This is a genomic window from Shewanella sp. SP1S1-7 (assembly GCF_031932105.1).
Lineage (GTDB): Bacteria > Pseudomonadota > Gammaproteobacteria > Enterobacterales > Shewanellaceae > Shewanella > Shewanella baltica.
Map to the genome: position 1 here is coordinate 77,084 of NZ_JAUOEU010000008.1, position 18,615 is coordinate 95,698.

Genomic DNA, 18,615 nt, shown 5'->3' on the forward strand with positions numbered 1-18,615 from the left:
TTATGGTCACTGCGGGCCATGTCGACCACGGCAAGAGCACGTTGATCCGTGCCTTAACGGGGATGAACACCGACAGGCTTCCCGAAGAAAAACGCCGTGGCATGACTATCGATCTCGGTTATGCCTTTATGCCACTGCGAGATGGCAGTCGCTTAGCCTTTATCGATGTGCCCGGCCACGAAAAATTTATCAATAACATGCTGGTGGGCGTGAGCCATGTGCGCCACGCACTGCTGGTGTTGGCCTGTGACGACGGCGTGATGCCACAAACCCGCGAGCACCTGCAAATCCTCGCGCTTTTACCGCTAAACAGTTTGACCTTAGTGCTGACCAAGCGGGATCTGGTCGATGACCAAACCGCCGCCAAGTTGACTCTAGAAGGAAAAGCGCTGCTTGCCGAATACGGTATCGAGGCCAGTGGCGTATTTGAGGTTTGCGCGAATGATGCAGGCGATACGGGGGGAGAAACCCTTAAACAACATATTTTAGATATTGCCGAGCTGCAATCGACCCAAGCGGAAGATGCCAGCAGCTTTAGGATGACGCTCGATCGCGCCTTTAGCGTTAAAGGTGCCGGTTGTGTGGTCACGGGCACTGTGATTAGCGGCAGTGTGTGTATCGGCGATAGCCTCTACAGCTCTGGGCAAAAAGCAAAATTACGGGTGCGCGGCATTCACTGCCAAGGGATGGAAGTTCATCGAGCACTAAGTGGCACTCGGGTCGCCTTAAATCTTACCGGTGTCGATAACCACAGGGCGCCCGCCCGTGGCGACTGGTTAAGCAACCTGCCTCAGGCTGAGCTGTGCGCCAGACCCGTAGTGCAAATTCGCAGTTTCGAACCCATCAGCCATTGGCAAAATGTTCATTGTCACCACGGCGCCGACCATACCTTGGGTCGAGTGTCACTACTCGATGAAGCCGATGAGCAGGGGTGCTATCTGGCCGAAATTGTGCTCGATAAGCCGCTGCTGCTGTGTCAGGACGACCCGATAGTGCTCAGGCATATTGGTGGCAAGCAAACCCTGGGTGCAGGGCGAGTGCTGGCATTAAAAGTCCCCAATCGTAAGAAGCGCACACCGGAGCGTGTCAGCAAGTTGCAACAGCTGGCCAAGCTCTCCAATCCGGTGAATGTGCTGGCGCTACTCGGCCAGAGTGAGGCGCTCAGTATTGATGAAATCCGTTGGCGCTGGCAGCTAACCGATGAAGGGCTCGCAGCCATGCTGGCGCAGGCGGGGCTGACTCGCCTCGGCGCCTATGGGCTATCGACCCAGCTACTTGAGCAAGAAAAACAGCAGTTTATCGAGCTGTTACGTGAATATCACCAACAGCATCCCGACCAATTAGGGCTGGGGCGTAATCGTCTACAACGTATGAGCCACAGCATATTACCCAACGAGCTTGCCAATAAGGTGCTCGATAGCCTCTGCCAAGATGGACAGATGGTGCTGCGCGGCGCTCTGCTGCAGTTGGCGGACCACAGAATTGTCCTCGATAGCGAGGCGCAGCAGTGCTGGCAACGCTTGGCTCCTTGGTTGGCGCAGCAAACGTCCCCTGTGTGGGTGACTGAGATGGGGGAATATCTTGAACTCGAACCTGCCAAATTAAGGCTGCTGTGTTTCCAGCTGGTGCAGCAGGGATTTATTACTGCTGTGGTGAAGGACAGATATTTGCTCAGCGAGCAAATCTGTTACTACGCCAGCTTAGTACGTACTCATATTGCAGAACACGGTAAGCTCGAAACGGCAGAATTTAAAGACATGGTTGGGCTTGGGCGTAAGGTGAGTATTCAACTGCTTGAGTTCTTTGACAGAAGTGGTTTTACCCGTAGGAAGTATCGCAGTAATAGCCGAGAAGTTCGGGATGCGGAGTTGTTTTTTTCCCATGAGAATTGGCGGAAGAACATAGGAGTCGAACCTACCCAGGACTGCTGGCAGCCCTACCCGGATTTGAAATCCGGACGCCTCACCGGAGACGACGTTCTTCCAATAGAAGACTTAGGGATAGTAGAAAATGCGTAAGGATGATTCAAGGCGATTCTTATTTAGTTTATGGGTTTGTGATACAAGTCTTAAATTGTCATCAAACTAATTGTTTTTATTTGGTTTTATAGTTTTAAAGGGGCGCTATGGAATATCATTCACATGAAGTGGTGACAGAAAGAAACGTGATCTTGTTAGAACATGGGCACGCATCTGAGCTGACTGACTACTTAGCTAATGAAGTGCGAGTCGCACTGGTCTATAACGGCATAGCGCATACCGTGATGTTGGCGAGTCCTCAAGATTTAGAAGCCTTCGCTATTGGTTTTACGTTATCTGAACGTATCGTTTCCCATATCAATGATATCAAAGGGGTGGAGCTCGAGTTCACCAGTGAAGGCGTGTTGATCCAAGTGGAAATCAACCAACGATGCTTTATGGAACTCAAGCAACAAAGGCGCAATATGGCGGGGCGCACAGGTTGTGGATTGTGCGGCGTCGCCCAGCTCGAAGAGGCCGTCAAGCCTGTGATGCGGGTGGACTCAGATGCCAGATTCGATATCGAACACTTACAGGTTGCACTTGGGCAAATTCAAGATAATCAACAACATTTTAAGCTGACGGGCGCCACTCATGCGGCCATGGGGCTTAATCATCAAGGACAGATCATCGCCGCCTATGAGGATATAGGCAGGCATATCGCACTAGACAAGCTAATTGGCGCCTTTTCCGCTCACAATGTGGAACGTCCAGTGGCCGTATTGCTCACCAGTCGCGCGAGTTTTGAGATGGTGCAAAAGGCCGCTAGTGCCAATATCCAAATTCTGTTTGCTATGTCCGCCGTGACTTCACTGGCGTTGGAATTAGCAGAGAAAAGCAATATCACGCTTATCGGATTTTGCCGTAATGGCAGGGCAACGCTTTACACCCACGGTTATCGCCTGTTGGGGCAGCAGTGTGTCAGCTTAGCTAAAGCCATTTAAGCGTGAGGCCACTTGAGATTGAAGTTGTCGAACGACTTCAATCACTCTGGCACACAGGTTATAAGCGCATTGCGCTTATTTTTTATAGTCTCGTTCATTAGGGTAATGACATGACATGGCAACAATTTAAACAAGAATATTTAGTCCGTTTTTGGGCACCTATGCCAGCGGTTATCGCTGCGGGTATCCTTTCTACTTACTATTTTGGTTTGACCGGAACCTTCTGGGCTGTTACTGGGGAATTCACTCGTTGGGGTGGTCATTTACTGCAGTTTTTAGGTGCAGAGCCTGAAACCTGGGGTTATTTCAAAGTGATAGGTCTGCAGGGCTCTCCTCTAGATCGTATCGACGGCATGATGATTATCGGTATGTTTGGTGGTTGTATTGCCGCTGCGCTTTGGGCCAATAACGTCAAACTGCGTATGCCACAGAGCCGTATCCGTATTGCTCAGGCACTGATCGGCGGCATTATTGCTGGCTTTGGTGCCCGTTTAGCTATGGGTTGTAACCTTGCCGCCTTCTTCACGGGTATTCCGCAGTTCTCTTTACATGCTTGGTTCTTTGCTTTGGCGACTGCGGCAGGCTCTTACTTTGGTGCAAGATTTACCTTGCTGCCGATGTTCCGTATTCCGATAAAACTGAAAAAGGTAAATAAAGCGACTTCAATCAAGCAGGACGAAAACCAAGCTAGACGTCGTTTCCGTATCGGTATGCTGGTGTTTGTTGGCATCGTCGGTTGGGGGTTGTTGACTATGTTCAATGCGCCAAAACTCGGCATTGCTATGCTCTGTGGTGTTGGTTTTGGTTTATTAATCGAACGGGCGCAAATCTGCTTTACCTCAGCGTTCCGCGATATGTGGATCACTGGTCGTACTCACATGGCTAAGGCGATTATCTTAGGCATGGCGGTCAGTGCGATAGGTATTTACAGCTATGTGCAACTGGGTGTGCCGCCTAAGATCATGTGGGCTGGCCCTAATGCGGTGATCGGCGGCTTACTGTTTGGTTTTGGTATTGTACTGGCTGGTGGTTGTGAAACGGGTTGGATGTATCGTGCAGTCGAAGGCCAAGTGCATTTCTGGTGGGTGGGCTTAGGTAACGTGTTGGGTTCAACCTTATTGGCGTATTACTGGGATGATATCGCTCAGCCATTAGCAACGAACTGGGACAAAGTTAATTTACTGACCAGCTTTGGCGATAAAGGCGGATTATTGCTGACCTATGTGCTGCTGGGGCTTTCCTTTGGCGCTATGTTGCTGTGGGAAAAACGTTTCTTTGCCCGTAAGGCGAAGCGTGATGAACAATTGCTAGCGGAGGCGGCGTAATGGCTCAATATATTCCAGATTATCAACTCGATATGGTGGGTGAACCTTGCCCTTATCCCGCAGTGGCTACCCTTGAGGCTATGCCTAAGTTAAAGCCCGGTGAAATTCTCGAGGTAATTAGTGACTGCCCGCAGTCTATTAACAACATTCCCCTCGATGCTAAAAATCATGGTTATAAAGTGCTGGAAATTGAGCAGAATGGACCTACGATTCGTTATCTGATCCAGCGTTAGTGACTGATTTTCACTGAGGCGTAAAACTGAAAAAGGCACAAACATAAGTTTGTGCCTTTTTACTATTTCCTTTGGAAATACAATTAACTTCCTTTGGAAAAGTTTCCTGTAGTCGATATCTAACCGAGTTAACTCAGGCTTAGCCTTGGCAATCTATTGGCAGATATTCGTCAGGAATGTCGCTACTGCTGCATACCCAAGTGATATTGCTTTGCTCATCGACTTGTGGCGATAGATAGACTTCGTAGCCTTGATAATCACCGAGGGCTTCGCCTCCGACAAAGCCGACTATGCCATCTGTGTACAAATTAAATGTCGCAATCTGCTCGTCCGTCAGCTTTAGGGCATCTAATTCAGTTGGCCATGCTTGGTTGGTTTGATAATAGCCAACTAAGATGTCGGTGATCGGCGTTAATGCTTGGTGCTGCTGATCGATACTGGCAATGGCGAGTGTTGCGTCAGGCACAGTCATGGCTGCTGGTGTCGCTTCGGTTGCAGCCGGGGCTTCATAACTCGTGGCTGCACTCATCTTTTCTTGATATTGCTTGTATGCTGGCAACGCAACTGCGGCGGCAACTCCAATAATCGCAGCAAAAATAATGAGTCCACCGCCTGCCGTGCCCATGCGTGGCATAAAGAGGCTAAATACAAATGCCCACGCACTGCGTGATGGCGGCGTGTATTCAGTTCCCTGCGCTTTGGCGTCGACTCTTGCCATACGTTTAGTCAGCCAAGGATAGCTGCCGTTAAGCTCGTGCAGTGACATCCAAAAACCACTCGATTCGCGAGCTTGGCGGATATATTGATCCACATTCATACGTTTCCATTGCTCTACGCCAGCGGCTAATACGGCGACGGCATTGGTGGCAGAACGTAAGCTGTTGCAGCAACGTAACCCGTGGAGATCGCAGGTATATTCACAGGCGCGAGAATAAGCCGCACCCACTAAAGGCAACCAAGTGGCGAAGACTAAAAAGGGGGCCTTGCCAATATGATTGCGACGAATATGGCCTAATTCGTGGCCGATATAGAAGTTAAGTGCATCTTTATCGGACTCAAGCGCATCCACAATCGATGAAAATAGCACTATATAGTTACGGCCGAGGAAGCGGGTTGCCAGCGCGTTGAGCATGCCATCGGCGGCCAACAAGTAAGCTCGTGGTAGCTCTTTCATTTCTAAACGATCGCAGCATGCTAAATATTGTTTATGTAATTCAGGGAATTGCTCAGCATTGATTTCGACAGCCGTCCCTTTTAGGTAGCTAATAAAAGCGGAGTGGCTGAAAAGATAAATAATGAAAAACATCAACACATAGAGCAGGGCCATGCCCAAAGTACCTATGATCAATGCTGCCCAGACGATCCCTGAGATAATCGCTAACAGAGTGAACAGCGATTTTTCCTTCGAATAGACAATATCTGTCATTTGGATGGGATTATCTTTCCCCGCGGTTGGGGTAATAACTTGTTCCATGTTGATCCTTTTCCTAGTGAAGTGACAAGCGGCGTGAAAATAGTCAATTTCGCTCGAAAATTCAACCACTATCACGCGTAATGCCAAAATTAACCGTTCTGTGATTCGGTTAAATCAGCATTAAGCGCAACTGGGGTAGGAAGCTTGTGTCAGGATCTTGCGGCTTTTAGCCTGTTGGCAAATCCCGATGGCTGTTTTCCAAAGGCGGTTAAGGTGCCTTTATCGCCGTGCCCGCCTTAATGGCTGCTTGAGCGAGGCTGACAATTTGCTTCTCTGCGGTATTGGAAAGGCTTTCATGAACTTTGCTTAGCTCATCCATTTGTTGACCAAGCATGTCCATTGATGTGCTCAGGTTGTCGATCTCCATCTGTATCTGAGGATCTTCTCTATCGGCCGCAATATTGAGTAGAAGTTGCTGAGTTTGGCTGTTGATCGCGTCGCCTTTTTGCTGCATTTGTTCGCCTAACACTTTCATTTTCTCACCCTGTTGCTGCATTGGCATGATGGCGGTTTTGATTTGCGCCACTATGGCGGGATCTGTGATGACATAAGGCGTGCCTGCTTTTTTCACCCATAGGTAATCGGCATGATAAGGATTACCTTGGCGTTCCAGCTGTTCCCAATCGTCACTGTGGCCAGCACCGATAGTCATCTCGCCATCCTGTTTAACATAAATCCATGAAAAATCTGGCTGACTTTGGCTGAGCACTGATTGGCTGAAGACTGATATACCTCCATCGGCACTGCTGCTCGTTGCTTGGCTCTTTGTTTGAGTCGCCCAAATGGCGGTTGGGATCAGAGCGAGAATAAACAGACCGCCCATAAGTTGAGTGCGCGTATTCATAGTGTTTCCTTGTATGGCTGTGTGGATCGGCGGGTTATGCCTGAGTCGCATTAACCTGCCACAGCAGAATCTGTGCCATAAAAATTTCATATTACTTATCAATGTAATGGCTATTTAAGTGTCCGCCGACCGCTGCCGAGATGGCGCAAGAGTGTCCGGCAATGTGTCCGATCAGGCTGGTAGACACAGGTGGCTAAGTCGATGCATTTCTTTCGCCGAATTTGATTGTTAGCACTAGAATGAAGTGCTCGTGAGGTTGAGATAAAGGTGAATTTAATCACGATTTGTACACTATTTTGAGTGCAATTTAAGGCATGACTCTTTGAGTCAGGTTAGGTTAAGCCGCTATAGGCTTAGCTATGGCAAGCGTTGAAGTAACCTACAGAATATAAAGGAATTGAGATGGCAAAATTAATCAATAAGATGTTGAATAATCGGCTGGGCTTCATTCGGTATTGCGCCGCCGTTGTGATGGTGAGTTCGTTAAGTACAGGAGCGATGGCGGCCGATGTGCCGTCCTTTGACTGCACAAAAGTCGATGCAGGCAGTATCGAAGCTATGGTCTGTAAGGATGCGGGACTGAGCCAACTCGATAGTAAGTTAGCTGAGGTTTACAGCCAAGCGATTGAAAAAGCAAAGAATGAACAGCCACCGACTTTAAAAGCGATGCAGCGTGGTTGGGTGAAAGGCCGTAATGAGTGTTGGAAGAGCGAGGATAAACACGCGTGTATTGAAGCTAGCTATCAAACCCGTATTGCCGAACTGCAGGCGCAATACCGTTTAGTCGATATGACCGGCCCAGTGTTTTATGCCTGTGACGGCAATCCTGCTAATGAAGTCGTGGTGACTTATTTTAAAACCGAACCCGCGACTCTAATTGCTGAACATGGTGATAGTACTTCATTGATGTTTGTACAACCCAGCGGCAGTGGTGCTAAGTATCAAGGCCGCAATGAAAGTCTTTGGGAACATCAAGGCGAAGCGAAAGTGGTTTGGGGCTTCGAAGCGCCAGAAATGACGTGTAAACTGGTGACCAAATAGGATTGATTTAAGGTTGCCATGAAACAAGCTCTAGTGCATATCGCCTTAGTCGTAAGAGATTACGACGAGGCGATTGATTTTTATGTGAATAAATTAAAATTCGAATTAGTCGAGGACACTTATCAAGCCGAGCAAGATAAGCGCTGGGTCGTCGTTGCCCCGCCGGGTTCTAAGGGCGCGTCTATTTTGTTAGCCCGGGCTTCTAAGCCAGAGCAGTTCGATTTTATTGGTAATCAGGCGGGTGGGCGGGTGTTCTTATTCTTGAATACCGATGACTTTTGGCGTGATTATCGCCGCATGGTCGCCGATGGCGTCGAATTTGCGCGCGAGCCGCAAGAGCAAGACTACGGCACAGTCGCTGTGTTTAAAGATCTCTATGGTAATTTATGGGATTTACTGCAATTGAATGATGGGCATCCTATGGCGCACAGGTTAGCGTATCAGGATTCAGGATTAGAAGTTTACCCCTAATCCTAAGGTGTAACTGGTATCTCTGGTATTACCTATCACTGTTTGAGTGTCGTTGAAGTCATATTTAAATGACAAATAAATCCGCTGAGTGAGCAGATATTTAAGTCCAACGGTCGAGTTTGAGATGTAATTAATCGCAGGCATATCTGGAAAGGCAATTTGCAGATCGGCATAGGATTCTAAAATGCCACCAAACCAATACTGTTTATAGTTAAGCGATGCAGCCCAAGCATTTAGTTCTAGTTTAAAGGAATGTTGTTCAAGCCAAAAATGGTTGTAGGTTACGACGAAGTCTAATTTATCGCGCCCAGCACCCCAAAAACGATAACCAGGACCGAGCGCTGCATAATAGCTATGGCTATCTATGCCGAGCTTATCTTGTTGATAAAAATCTTCCTGACGTAATAGCCAATGTTCATTGATCAGATAGTCTAATGAATAATGTCCTTCGAAGGTGTTGCGCTTTGTCACGTTATCTTCGGTCTCGTAGCGCACTTCGGTCTTGAGATTGTGTCGCCATTGCAGGGTTTCCGCCGTGATATCCCCTTTGACATGCAGCTTCTGGCTATTTTTCTTGTTTTTAGTGACATCGAGTGAGCTTTCTACGCTGCCGTTATAATTCCAAGCTGAGTCCGCATAGCGTTGGGAAAATCTCAGCTCATCCACTGGAGTTTGTTGGTGATTAATCAATACCATGCCATGTTGTTCAGAAGCCTGAATACTGATGTCCTGTATTGAGCGGCCGACACTCCAAGGTTTAGGCGTTGAGACTTCAAAACTGAGAATAGCACTGCGCTGAATGGCAATCTTAGGGGCATAGCTGGTTTTGATGATTAAATCTTGATCGTTGAATTCTTTAATTTCACCGCTAATTTTATCGCCATTGAGCAAGAAAACCGTATCGGCTAAGCACAAGGGGCTGAGACTACAGAGCGTAGCAGCAAGGTACAATGCTGGATTGGATATCAGATGATGCATCTTGCTTATGAGCTCAAAATAAGGGCGTTAGTGTGTGGTTATTTTACCTGAACTCTAGCACTACAAAGCAATAACATTCGCTAAAAGTACTGATAAGGGATTGAAAACTGGCTCGCAATCCCTTACTTATTCGCCGTGTTAGCGGGAGTTAATTTCGGTGATCTTGAGGTTGATTAACTGCTTCTGCCATTGAGCTTTATCTATGCCTTCGACCCAAATCACGCTGCTTTTGCGCTGTTCGCCCTTACGCAGATAGGTTTCAGGCATGCGGAAAATGGCTTCCCATACTTCGAGTTTTTCGGTTTTGAGCAAAGTGCCATTATCGGCGAAGAAGCTGGCTTCCACTTCGACTAAGGTCACATGTTCATTGCTGGTACTGGCAAGATCGAAACTGAGTCCAAGTTTATCGCCTTTCCATTGACCTTCGGCAAAGCTGACTTTGATGCCATCTTTACCGGTTGAGCCTAGTAGCTCAGGTTGGGCAATTGCGGTGGCAGTCAAGGTGGTGACTGGCGCAGCCACAGTTTGAGTGGCAAGTGCAACACTTGGGGCGCTGGCAATATTGCTTGAGGTGCTCACTGCCGTCGCTGCTAAGGCATTGGGCGCAGCTTTGGTTTCTGTGATCACATATTCCCAGGTAAAGTCGTCTTTGAGTCTGACTTGGGCGCCATTTTCTAGGGTGATTTGAGCTACGTCGGCGGCCATAGCCGATGATGTTAGCAATAACAATGAGCTAAGTGCGCTAAGGCGTAATGAAGTTTGCATTAATTTTCTGGCTCCGATATCCGTCTGAGTCAATATTCTGCCCTAACATAAACAATTTGCCGCATATTAGTCACTGTCTAAGTCGTGTTTTGACGAATAAAGTGGATTTAGCTGGAAGATACTGACTCGAATACAGATTGAGTTCACTGAGTGTGGCACTATATTGATAGCGCGGTGACAGGACACAGTCAGATAGCGGCAATGATCAATGAATTAAGCGAGAGGAGATTAAGATGCAGATTAAACATGGAATTTGTGGCGTCGTTATTAGCTTGGTATTGAGCGCGGCAACATGGGCCGATGACGCCCCTAAAGTGGGCTGCGCGGCTAAGTTAGAAGCCATCAGTGCCGAACTTGCCCAAGCCAAAGCAGCAGGTAATAAACATAAAGTCGACGGGCTCGAAAAGGCCTATTACGAAGTCTCAACCCATTGTGATGACGACAGTTTATATGCCGAGCGCATCGCTAAAGTTGCGGCCTTAGAAGAAAAACTGACTGAGCGCCAAAACGAGTTGGCCAAAGCCATAGAAGAAGGTCGTTCTATGGATAAAATCAATAAGAAACGCAATAAGGTCGCCGAAGTGGAATTGGAGCTTGCTAAGGCGCGAGCCGAGCTAACGCAATAAATAGCTCAAGCCCAGTCGCTAGGAGCTTAGCCCGCGTAACCTATGCTTAAAACTGTGGATTCTGTGCTGGAGTTATAGCCCGCGCTCAGGATGAAATGTTCTGTGATGCGATATCTTAACCCAGCTTCTGCGCCCCAACGGGTAGTTTTATCTTCTTCCCATGTGGGTTTGCCATCGACAATTTTGGGTGAAATATTATTCGTGTAAGACACAGTGCTGATATAGCCGCTGCCGCCCGCATAAAAGCTTAAATCGGCAGTGAGGCTGTAGCTTAACCCTAAGCGAAAGAGGCTTTCTTGGCGATATGACAGCGCGGGTTCTGGCACTACTACATCGGTTTCTCGGCTGCGGGCATAGCCGAGGTAATAGCCCCATTGCTGGTAATTATTATCGAAATGATAGGGTGCTAATGTAATGCCGTAGAGATTGTCTGCGGCGGGAACGTAATCCAGCATGAGGGCGATATAAGAAGGATTGGCGGTTTTCTCTGATTTATCTGGCATCACCAATGGCTTAGAAGTGCTATATTCGGCCGCTTGAAGCGGTTGGTATAGGCTCAATAGTCCAAAGCTAAGACAAGCGACCTTAGATGAATAACGACACATAGAATGGTTTCCTTAGAGATAGGGGAAATATTGTTCATTTTCCTTTGTGCTTGGTCAATTCAAAATGCTAAAATCTCTTTTAAAATAAGTATTTGTAAATTTATTGTGTTTGAGCATGAGTATTTTCTAGGGTGGCATTAACCGAGGTCAACTCGGCGGTTACCTTTGTATGGGTTTGTTGCGCTAGCGCCTAGGTTGGAGTGGAATTGTGGATCAGGAAATAAGACTCGAAATTTCGGCATGGTTAGCGGGCTTTGGGATTGATAGCCAACCCTCGGACGGCATATCAACCAGCATAATGATCATTGCCTGCTTACTGCTGGCGGGTATCGCTTATCTCATTGTTCGACGTGTAGTCATACGTGCGGTCAACATGGTGATCCTGCGCTCCAAAGTCACCTGGGACGATGTGTTCATGCGTTACAAAGTGCTCGAAAAGCTGGCCATGCTAGTGCCTGCAATCGTGCTCAATCTATTAGTGCCCATCGCCTTAACCGAACATCAAATCTTAAGTAATTTAATCGACCGGTTGCTGAGTATTTGGCTGGTGGTGCTGATGATCCGCGCTATTTATGCGGGTTTAGATGCGGTCGATGAAATTTCAGATGTCAATCTGGTGAGCCGACGTTTACCCGTTAAAAGCTTTGTGCAGTTAACTAAGCTGTTTTTATTTTTTGTCGGCATTATCGTTTCTATCTCCATCTTGGCCGATCAGTCCCCTGTGTACTTCCTTAGCGGCTTAGGTGTGGCGACGGGTTTTGTGATGTTAGTGTTCCGCGACACTATTTTAGGTTTTGTGGCGGGTATTCAGTTAGCAGCAAACCGCATGGTGAGTAAGGGCGACTGGATCCAGATGGACAAATATGGCGCCGACGGTGCGGTAGAAGAAGTCTCGCTGACCACAGTTAAAGTGCGTAACTGGGACAAAACCATCACTATGATCCCCGCCTATGCCTTAGTGTCGGATGCGTTTCGCAACTGGCGTGGTATGTCTGAGTCGGGTGGGCGTAGGATCAAACGCGCTGTTAATATCGACATCAACAGCATTAAGTTTTTGAGCGAGGAAGAGCACGAACGTCTCAGTAAGATCAATTGCTTAAAAGAATATTTCCCTGCCAAAATCAACGAAATCCGCGAGGCGAATGCCAGAGTCTCTGATCTTGATATGAAAGTGAATGGTCGCCATTTGACTAACGTCGGCACCTTCCGCGCTTACCTGCAGGAATACCTACAGCGTCACGATAAAGTGCACAAGGACATGACCCTAATGGTGCGTCAGCTCGCACCAACCACAGAGGGTCTACCAATCGAGATTTATATCTTCACTAACGATACTCGCTGGGCATTTTATGAAGCGATACAAGCAGATATCTTCGACCATGTTTTTGCAATATTGCCTGAGTTTGGTCTGCAGGCTTTCCAAGCGCCAACGGGTAACGATATTCGCAGCTTAAAATCGGTGAAGGTCGAGGGTTAGTCTCGACTGATCAGAATCGCGGCTAAGGTAAGAAATACACCGCCGCTGGTTCTGTCAAACCAATGCAGCTTGTTGCTCGCCTTTAGGCTGGGCGCAAGCACATTGGCCATGCTGGCGTAAATCATCACAAAGCTAAAATCCACTATTGCCCAAGTGGCTGCCAGTATCATAAGTTGCGGTAATTGCGGCGCGGCAAGATTGATAAATTGCGGAAACAGCGCGGCAAAAAACAGTAAATCCTTGGGATTACTGATCCCCACTAGAAACGCCTGCTGATAAAGTTGCCTTGGTGTGCCTTTTCCTTTTGATTGGCTGATCTCAAGGGGCTGATCTTGGTTCTTGGTCAACAACAGCTTGATGCCTAAAAACACTAAATAGGCTGCACCACACCATTTTAGCAAGGTAAAACCGTATTCTGAGGTGCTGATAATGGCGCCTAATCCCGCCGCTGACGCCATCATCAAGACTAAAGCGGCACTCACACTGCCAAGGCCTGTGGCTATGCTGCGCATCTTGCCGAAATGGATCCCGTGGGACATAGACAACATAGCGATGGGGCCGGGTGAGATCCCAATCAATACAATGGCCAAGAGATAGAGTAACCAAGTTTCGGGTTGCATGTGTGACGCTCTAAATGGGGAAAATATTAATGTTTCGCACTCGCCATAAAATCAGGGATCACCTTAGGATGGCGACCTTTAATGGTGCGATAGAAGCTTAAAATCTCGTGCATGTCGGTCGCGATATCACCACTAGGCTGTAATGGCGTACGGATAACGACAGTGCGGCGGCTAAAGTCTAAGCCAACGGGAGTGATAGGTACGTGAGCCTTGCAGGCAATATGGTAGAAGCCGCACTTCCAGCGTGTTACTGGGCTGCGAGTACCTTCGGGCGCCAACGCTAGCTTATAATCGGTTTTCGACTCAAACAGCTGCACAGCGGCATCGACCAAGTTGTTGTTTTTGCGTCTATCCACAGGGCTGCCGCCAATCGCGCGGAAGAACCATCCCCAAGGCGGGATAAAGAGTTGGTGTTTACCGAGAAAGTGAATTCGAGTGCCAAGCGCCCCACGAGCTAAAATACCCACGATGAAGTCCCAGTTACTGGTATGCGGTGCGACTATGATGATGTATTTAGCGCAGTCGGGCAGTTGGCCTTCTATCTGCCAGCCTGAAAGCTTAAGTAGCCAACGGCAAAGTGGTGTAAACATAGTTCGGTGCCCAGAGTCGAAAAATTAATAATATCATCAGCTTTTTTAGATTTTAAATTGGCTTTAGCAAGATAGTCTGTGCTGAATTCGCGATATACCCAAACAACCTCAAGATGCAGGATTCAGCGGCTGATGTTCATAGTAAGGTAACGCATTTTAGACAAGACTATTCGCGGTTCTAAATAGTCAGCACGGCATAAAATGCGTTGCCACATTATCAACATCAGCCGCCGGGACGGAGCGCCTAGGGCACCCCACTTCATTGTTGTATCAATTCAAAAGGTGGTCGACATTCCTTCATTGAAGCGCCTTGAATTGGTGTACCCTAGACGCTCTGAAACTCGTATCTTGGGGTAGCTTGGGTATAATACAGTCTAACCTGATTGTGGGGGAACAATACTATGTTGAAAAATGGACTATTAAACAAGGTTAGCTGGCAGCGTGTTTTTGCGGCACTTTTACTCTTAGTGACTTGCCATGTGAGTGCGGTGCCGACGGATGAAATTACGCAGATGCTCAAAGGCCAAGAAGACGCCTGGAATCGCGGCGATCTCGATGCTTATATGCAAGGTTACTGGAAGAGTGAGCAATTGCGCTTTGTTTCTAACGGTAAGTTCCGTTTCGGCTGGGAGGATACGCTCGCTGCCTATAAGAAAAATTACCCCAATAAAGAAGCGCTTGGTGAGCTGAAGTTCACGATAAAAGAAATCAAAATGCTCAGCAATTACGCCGCTATGGTGGTTGGGCGCTGGGATTTACGGCGGATAAAAGATGCCCCAACGGGCGTGTTTACCCTGTTGATTGAGAAAATTGACGACCGCTGGGTGATCACTATGGATCACAGTTCGGACTAAGTCGCAGTTTTAATTGAACAACAGCGCTGACTAAAGTGCGCGTTTAACTCAGCACAGAAGGTGAGCTTTACGATAGTAAACAGTCTGGCTTAGCGGGTGGCTCGGCGGGCAGGGTTAAATGGAAATCCTGCTGTCCGAGCTGTCTACCTTTACCGTCGTATCTCACTTCGGTGAAATGCATGCCGCCCTCAGTATCCTCAAGTAGAATGCTGGTGGAGCGCGTACCATAGTCGGGGTGACGAATATAAATTGCGGCTAAGCGCCGTTCCCACTCTATCCCCACTCCCGTGTTCGGCAATTCATTATCTTGTGGTTGAGAGTCGTCTTTCATCAGCTGTAACAGCGCTTGCACTTCTAGGTTGTCTGACTGATTGATCACGGCTTCTAGCGCTTGTTGTCCCTTCGCCATTTTCGGCCAAATATCATCGAGTGCGCCATTGCTAATGGCATGAAATCCATCGGCGAGTTTAACTGTGTCTTTATTGATGCTGTTAAAACAATATAAGTCAGTACCTTGGCCGAAGATGAGATTGAATGGTTGATAATTGTCACTGTGCTCAACGAGCCAATTTGGGCACACGAGCGACCCAGAGTTGAGTGTCATAGTGATGAGTTCACCACGACTACGCATGGCTTCTGGGGGCTTTTGCGGTACGCGTAAATTCGTCACAGCGGCGACTTGTCCCTGCTTATTCACCCCAAACCAAGTGCCGCCCGCCTGCAGATCTTTTCCTGCGAGTATGTTTTCTTCCGGTGGCCAAAAGTGTGCTGGTGCGGTCGGTCTATGGTGAAACTCATCACGGTTGGCACAGATGATTAAGGGATACTTAGGATGGGCATTAATGGCGACAAAGAGTATGCACATAGCAGGCTAAATTAATCCAAAGGTAGATTAACTTAGCCTGTCTGCTCACAAATGAACAGTGTTAGTGGTGCGAGTGCTTATCCGCTTTTGCTTTTTCGTGTGTATGTTCATCGGAATGATCATGGGCACTAGGTATTTCAGTCGTGCTTTGAACAGATGCGTGCGAAGCGCTAGGTTCATGGCTATGCGCATGTTCGTGGGAATGGCCATGCGCATGAGCTGCTGGTTTGCTCAGCATTAAGCGGCGTAGAAATTTACGTGGGCCTAAGCGCAGTAAGCTGGCGGCAAATAATCCCGACAGGATCAGTAGCGCGACTAAGTTCACCACTTCTGGCAAAGTGAATAGGGAAAACCACAGTGGCAAACGCAGTGCTGCGACTAAACTTAGGGCAATAATACTCAGTAATATTGCCCTTTGCGGCCATGTCATTAACTTAAGCTGCGCTATGTTAAGCACAGGTGCGGCAATCAGCGGCATCATAATCGCGATAGGGCTCCAGCCACTGTAGGCCAGTGCAAGAGCCAGTACCGCAGCACCTAAGTTGCAGAAACGCATAGGTAAAAACACGAGCAACAGCACTATAACCTGCAGCAGTGGATTGCTTAATGGCACTGAAGGATGGCCGATTAAATTCACTAGTACTAGGCTGAGTAAAATCCACGGTGCGCTGCGATCGACTAAATGTGCAAAGCCGAAACGTAGGGAATTACTGGGTAATTTAGTATGTGGATCGGTAATAGTGACGTTAGCGTGGCTTAAATAAGCGCTGAGAATAAAGACCACAAGTAACTGGAATAACGCTAACCAAGGACCGAGCAACAGGGCGGTGATGACGAGAGCTTCTGGCCCCGCTAAGCGTTGAAACCAGCGGCGGGCTAAGCTGCTATCCTGCGGTGTTAAACCGAATTTGAAGCGCAGCGCAGCCGCACCATAGCTCAGCAGTAATATGGGCGCGAGTGTCAGTAGCCACGTCATTAATTGTTCTGTGCTGTGATCATGGTGGGCATGTTCGTGGCCGCCAGAATCCATCAAGAGCAGCATCACGAGCAAGCCTATGCCGAGCAAACTGCCGATACCCGCTTGGTACTCATATTTGCCTTGCTTGTCGGTATCGTGCTGACCGTGGGGTTGATGCAGCACCACATGCAAAATCGAACCGGTAACAAATGATTGTAAATAAACGGTATTTTCTAAACTGAGCTGAGTGATTAATTGCTCGCCCGCGAAGTAACCTACACCCGTAAGTAGCATCATAGCGACCAGCACTAAGCTAGCCCAGCGGGTGCCGACTTGAGGTTTGAGTAACCACCAAATGGCGAGGCCGACGGGGAGGCGATGCATAATGACCCCGAGGGCAAGTAAGATCGAATTGCCATCTTGCTGCGCCAATACCATAGCGCCACCGTCTGTGATGGTGTGCAGTAGCAAGCCACCGATCCCTAGGGACAAGGTGAGATTATGGGTGATTTCTGAATAACGGTGGAATAGGCGTTCGCTGGCGGTCGGTCCCCAGATACCTAGGAATACAAAAACAACGGCTAACAAACCACCATGCTGCAGCAGCTCTGGCAAGATGTGGATCAACACTAATCCGCCTAATGAGACGAATATAAAGCCATCGAGCCCCTTCTGTAATCCGCTGCCCGATGAAAAGTAGCGATAAAACAGTGGCCCAATTAAGAGTGCGATACAACTAGCAAGAAGATAGAGCATGGATTCCACGGAAATTTGCTGAAAAAACGCCATAGTATACCAGCTGTAAGTCAAAGTGAGCAGTGACTTGCTGGCAATTTACCAAACTGACATTTTGCGCTGGGGTTTTCGGGGGCGAATTTTATTCACTTTGGCCATTGAGCGGAGAAATTTTCAGATCAACATCGAGAAAAGGTACTATACCCAAGCTACCTGAAGATACGAGTTTCAGAGCGCCTAGGGTGCTTCAATTCAAGGCGCATCAATGACAGAATGTCGGCCACCTTTTGAATTGTTGCAACACGGAAGTGGAGCTCCCTAGGCGCTCCGTTCCGGCGGGTTGTAACGTACTTTATGCCGTGTTGGTTATTTTTAACTTAGCCCACTAGGTCCGCAAATAACCGCCTTGCCTAAAGTGCGTTACATTCCCGCTGAATCCTGCATCTTCAGGTTGTTTGGGTATATAATATGGGCTTATGTTGGCTTGGGTGTTGATACGTTAAATGGATATATTTTCTGCTGCGGTAATGTTGTTTTTGATCATGGACCCTCTGGGGAATTTGCCGATTTTTGCGTCGATTCTACGGCATATCGATCCTAAGAAACGCCGTAAGGTATTGATCCGCGAGTTACTCTTCGCCTTAGTGATCATGCTGTCTTTCCTTTATGCGGGTGAGGCTATCTTAAGTTTCTTAAATCTTCGCTCTGAGTCTGTGAGTATTGCAGGCGGGATTATTCTGTTTCTTATCGCGATTAAAATGATTTTCCCTCAACCCGGTGGTGTCGTTGGATTAGCCGCGGGAGAAGAGCCATTTATCGTACCTATGGCCATTCCCTTGATGGCAGGTCCATCGATTCTTGCCGCTTTGATTCTACTGGCGCATACCGATAGCTCACGCATGGGCGATTGGACCATAGCATTAGTGTCTGCTTGGGGGGCAAGCGCAGTGATCTTAATGTTTTATAAACTCTTCACCCGTGTGCTGGGTGAAAAAGGCCTCACTGCGGTTGAGCGTTTGATGGGCATGGTATTGGTCATGATCTCAGTACAAATGTTCCTCGACGGTATTTCAAATTATCTAAAAACCGCCGGCTAAATTTATCTCGCTCGCTTAAATCGAAACCGCATTAACGCTATTAATGCGGTTTTTTTATGGCAGGGATTTGGCTGGAATGCCCTCAGCATAGAGGT

Annotated in this window: 18 protein-coding genes, 1 tRNA gene and 1 pseudogene; 10 read left to right on the top strand and 10 right to left on the bottom strand. The window is 48.0% G+C overall.

All coding sequences use genetic code 11. The features are described 5' to 3' along the window. Positions 1-2: 2 nt before the first annotated feature. Positions 3-1,820 (top strand): annotated as a pseudogene (gene selB / locus Q4Q49_RS22180) (selenocysteine-specific translation elongation factor); the annotation flags it as partial. A 69-nt stretch (positions 1,821-1,889) separates the two neighbouring features. On the opposite strand, the gene Q4Q49_RS08790 reads toward selB, so the two are convergent. After that, a tRNA-Sec gene (locus tag Q4Q49_RS08790) sits at positions 1,890-1,984 on the bottom strand. 141 nt (positions 1,985-2,125) lie between these two features. On the opposite strand from Q4Q49_RS08790, the gene fdhD reads away from it, so the two are divergent. From fdhD to yedF, 3 genes are all read left to right on the top strand, one after another. Next, positions 2,126-2,962 (top strand): formate dehydrogenase accessory sulfurtransferase FdhD, encoded by an 837-nt coding sequence (gene fdhD, locus Q4Q49_RS08795; protein WP_113941247.1) that lies wholly within the window; start codon positions 2,126-2,128, stop codon positions 2,960-2,962. 110 nt (positions 2,963-3,072) lie between these two features. Further along, positions 3,073-4,287, top strand: a complete 1,215-nt coding sequence (gene yedE, locus Q4Q49_RS08800) for a selenium metabolism membrane protein YedE/FdhT (RefSeq protein WP_107946195.1) — start codon at positions 3,073-3,075, stop codon at positions 4,285-4,287. Then, a complete protein-coding gene (gene yedF, locus Q4Q49_RS08805) occupies positions 4,287-4,520 on the top strand; it encodes a sulfurtransferase-like selenium metabolism protein YedF (RefSeq protein WP_107946196.1) in 234 nt (77 codons plus the stop codon). The genes yedE and yedF overlap by 1 nt, the downstream gene beginning before the upstream one ends. Before the next feature lie 139 nt (positions 4,521-4,659). Here yedF and Q4Q49_RS08810 read toward each other — a convergent pair whose 3' ends face one another. Next, a complete protein-coding gene (locus tag Q4Q49_RS08810) occupies positions 4,660-5,994 on the bottom strand; it encodes a M48 family metallopeptidase (RefSeq protein WP_311999162.1) in 1,335 nt (444 codons plus the stop codon). Between the two features lie 208 nt (positions 5,995-6,202). Continuing rightward, on the bottom strand, positions 6,203-6,838 hold the full coding sequence (locus Q4Q49_RS08815) for a hypothetical protein (protein ID WP_220777247.1): 636 nt from the start codon (positions 6,836-6,838) through the stop codon (positions 6,203-6,205). Between the two features lie 402 nt (positions 6,839-7,240). Between Q4Q49_RS08815 and Q4Q49_RS08820 the strand changes: the two genes are divergently transcribed. Together Q4Q49_RS08820 and Q4Q49_RS08825 are read left to right on the top strand one after the other, a co-directional pair. Further along, complete coding sequence (locus tag Q4Q49_RS08820; RefSeq protein WP_311999163.1) at positions 7,241-7,879, top strand: MliC family protein; 639 nt, start codon at positions 7,241-7,243, stop codon at positions 7,877-7,879. A gap of 18 nt (positions 7,880-7,897) precedes the next feature. Then, positions 7,898-8,350: a VOC family protein gene (locus tag Q4Q49_RS08825; protein WP_006084890.1), complete on the top strand. Its 453-nt coding sequence runs from the start codon at positions 7,898-7,900 to the stop codon at positions 8,348-8,350. Here Q4Q49_RS08825 and Q4Q49_RS08830 read toward each other — a convergent pair. Both Q4Q49_RS08830 and Q4Q49_RS08835 read right to left on the bottom strand, forming a co-directional pair. After that, positions 8,333-9,328: a DUF481 domain-containing protein gene (locus Q4Q49_RS08830; RefSeq protein ID WP_063881927.1), complete on the bottom strand. Its 996-nt coding sequence runs from the start codon at positions 9,326-9,328 to the stop codon at positions 8,333-8,335. The genes Q4Q49_RS08825 and Q4Q49_RS08830 overlap by 18 nt on opposite strands. A gap of 138 nt (positions 9,329-9,466) precedes the next feature. Further along, positions 9,467-10,093 carry a DUF3157 family protein gene (locus Q4Q49_RS08835; protein WP_311999164.1) on the bottom strand — a complete coding sequence of 209 codons (627 nt, stop codon included), beginning with the start codon at positions 10,091-10,093 and terminating at the stop codon, positions 9,467-9,469. A 233-nt stretch (positions 10,094-10,326) separates the two neighbouring features. Here Q4Q49_RS08835 and Q4Q49_RS08840 point away from each other — a divergent pair, with 233 nt between their 5' ends. Continuing rightward, positions 10,327-10,719, top strand: a complete 393-nt coding sequence (locus tag Q4Q49_RS08840) for a DUF1090 domain-containing protein (protein ID WP_311999165.1) — start codon at positions 10,327-10,329, stop codon at positions 10,717-10,719. Between the two features lie 26 nt (positions 10,720-10,745). Here the strand turns inward: Q4Q49_RS08840 and Q4Q49_RS08845 are convergent, their stop codons facing one another. Continuing rightward, positions 10,746-11,324, bottom strand: a complete 579-nt coding sequence (locus Q4Q49_RS08845; protein WP_311999166.1) for a TonB-dependent receptor — start codon at positions 11,322-11,324, stop codon at positions 10,746-10,748. A gap of 208 nt (positions 11,325-11,532) precedes the next feature. Between Q4Q49_RS08845 and Q4Q49_RS08850 the strand changes: the two genes are divergently transcribed. Continuing rightward, positions 11,533-12,801 (top strand): mechanosensitive ion channel family protein, encoded by a 1,269-nt coding sequence (locus Q4Q49_RS08850; RefSeq protein WP_106648587.1) that lies wholly within the window; start codon positions 11,533-11,535, stop codon positions 12,799-12,801. Here Q4Q49_RS08850 and Q4Q49_RS08855 read toward each other — a convergent pair. Both Q4Q49_RS08855 and Q4Q49_RS08860 read right to left on the bottom strand, forming a co-directional pair. Then, entirely contained in the window at positions 12,798-13,421 is a 624-nt protein-coding gene (locus tag Q4Q49_RS08855) for a LysE family translocator (protein ID WP_261271975.1), read from the bottom strand. The two genes, Q4Q49_RS08850 and Q4Q49_RS08855, sit on opposite strands and share 4 nt — an antisense overlap. Positions 13,422-13,447: 26 nt before the next feature. Further along, a complete protein-coding gene (locus Q4Q49_RS08860) occupies positions 13,448-14,011 on the bottom strand; it encodes a lysophospholipid acyltransferase family protein (RefSeq protein ID WP_311999167.1) in 564 nt (187 codons plus the stop codon). 401 nt (positions 14,012-14,412) lie between these two features. On the opposite strand from Q4Q49_RS08860, the gene Q4Q49_RS08865 reads away from it, so the two are divergent. Continuing rightward, complete coding sequence (locus Q4Q49_RS08865; protein ID WP_006083706.1) at positions 14,413-14,865, top strand: DUF4440 domain-containing protein; 453 nt, start codon at positions 14,413-14,415, stop codon at positions 14,863-14,865. A 67-nt stretch (positions 14,866-14,932) separates the two neighbouring features. On the opposite strand, the gene Q4Q49_RS08870 is transcribed toward Q4Q49_RS08865, so the two are convergent. Together Q4Q49_RS08870 and Q4Q49_RS08875 are read right to left on the bottom strand one after the other, a co-directional pair. Further along, entirely contained in the window at positions 14,933-15,730 is a 798-nt protein-coding gene (locus tag Q4Q49_RS08870) for an NRDE family protein (protein ID WP_311890548.1), read from the bottom strand. A gap of 61 nt (positions 15,731-15,791) precedes the next feature. Further along, positions 15,792-17,444 carry a metal transporter gene (locus Q4Q49_RS08875; RefSeq protein WP_311999191.1) on the bottom strand — a complete coding sequence of 551 codons (1,653 nt, stop codon included), beginning with the start codon at positions 17,442-17,444 and terminating at the stop codon, positions 15,792-15,794. Positions 17,445-17,926: 482 nt separating this feature from the next. On the opposite strand from Q4Q49_RS08875, the gene Q4Q49_RS08880 reads away from it, so the two are divergent. Continuing rightward, positions 17,927-18,520: a YhgN family NAAT transporter gene (locus Q4Q49_RS08880; protein ID WP_011848195.1), complete on the top strand. Its 594-nt coding sequence runs from the start codon at positions 17,927-17,929 to the stop codon at positions 18,518-18,520. Positions 18,521-18,615: the final 95 nt, after the last annotated feature.

Excerpts from the sequence above, each read along its gene's own strand:
- Q4Q49_RS08810 (WP_311999162.1), bottom strand. The coding sequence starts at position 5,994 with ATGGAACAAGTTATTACCCCAACCGCGGGGAAAGATAATCCCATCCAA.
- Q4Q49_RS08845 (WP_311999166.1), bottom strand. The coding sequence starts at position 11,324 with ATGTGTCGTTATTCATCTAAGGTCGCTTGTCTTAGCTTTGGACTATTG.
- Q4Q49_RS08870 (WP_311890548.1), bottom strand. The coding sequence starts at position 15,730 with ATGTGCATACTCTTTGTCGCCATTAATGCCCATCCTAAGTATCCCTTA.
- Q4Q49_RS08875 (WP_311999191.1), bottom strand. The coding sequence starts at position 17,444 with ATGCTCTATCTTCTTGCTAGTTGTATCGCACTCTTAATTGGGCCACTG.
- Q4Q49_RS08815 (WP_220777247.1), bottom strand. The coding sequence starts at position 6,838 with ATGAATACGCGCACTCAACTTATGGGCGGTCTGTTTATTCTCGCTCTG.
- Q4Q49_RS08860 (WP_311999167.1), bottom strand. The coding sequence starts at position 14,011 with ATGTTTACACCACTTTGCCGTTGGCTACTTAAGCTTTCAGGCTGGCAG.
- Q4Q49_RS08880 (WP_011848195.1), top strand. The coding sequence starts at position 17,927 with ATGGATATATTTTCTGCTGCGGTAATGTTGTTTTTGATCATGGACCCT.
- yedF (WP_107946196.1), top strand. The coding sequence starts at position 4,287 with ATGGCTCAATATATTCCAGATTATCAACTCGATATGGTGGGTGAACCT.
- Q4Q49_RS08820 (WP_311999163.1), top strand. The coding sequence starts at position 7,241 with ATGGCAAAATTAATCAATAAGATGTTGAATAATCGGCTGGGCTTCATT.
- yedE (WP_107946195.1), top strand. The coding sequence starts at position 3,073 with ATGACATGGCAACAATTTAAACAAGAATATTTAGTCCGTTTTTGGGCA.
- Q4Q49_RS08830 (WP_063881927.1), bottom strand. The coding sequence starts at position 9,328 with ATGCATCATCTGATATCCAATCCAGCATTGTACCTTGCTGCTACGCTC.
- Q4Q49_RS08840 (WP_311999165.1), top strand. The coding sequence starts at position 10,327 with ATGCAGATTAAACATGGAATTTGTGGCGTCGTTATTAGCTTGGTATTG.
- Q4Q49_RS08865 (WP_006083706.1), top strand. The coding sequence starts at position 14,413 with ATGTTGAAAAATGGACTATTAAACAAGGTTAGCTGGCAGCGTGTTTTT.
- Q4Q49_RS08825 (WP_006084890.1), top strand. The coding sequence starts at position 7,898 with ATGAAACAAGCTCTAGTGCATATCGCCTTAGTCGTAAGAGATTACGAC.
- fdhD (WP_113941247.1), top strand. The coding sequence starts at position 2,126 with ATGGAATATCATTCACATGAAGTGGTGACAGAAAGAAACGTGATCTTG.
- Q4Q49_RS08835 (WP_311999164.1), bottom strand. The coding sequence starts at position 10,093 with ATGCAAACTTCATTACGCCTTAGCGCACTTAGCTCATTGTTATTGCTA.
- Q4Q49_RS08855 (WP_261271975.1), bottom strand. The coding sequence starts at position 13,421 with ATGCAACCCGAAACTTGGTTACTCTATCTCTTGGCCATTGTATTGATT.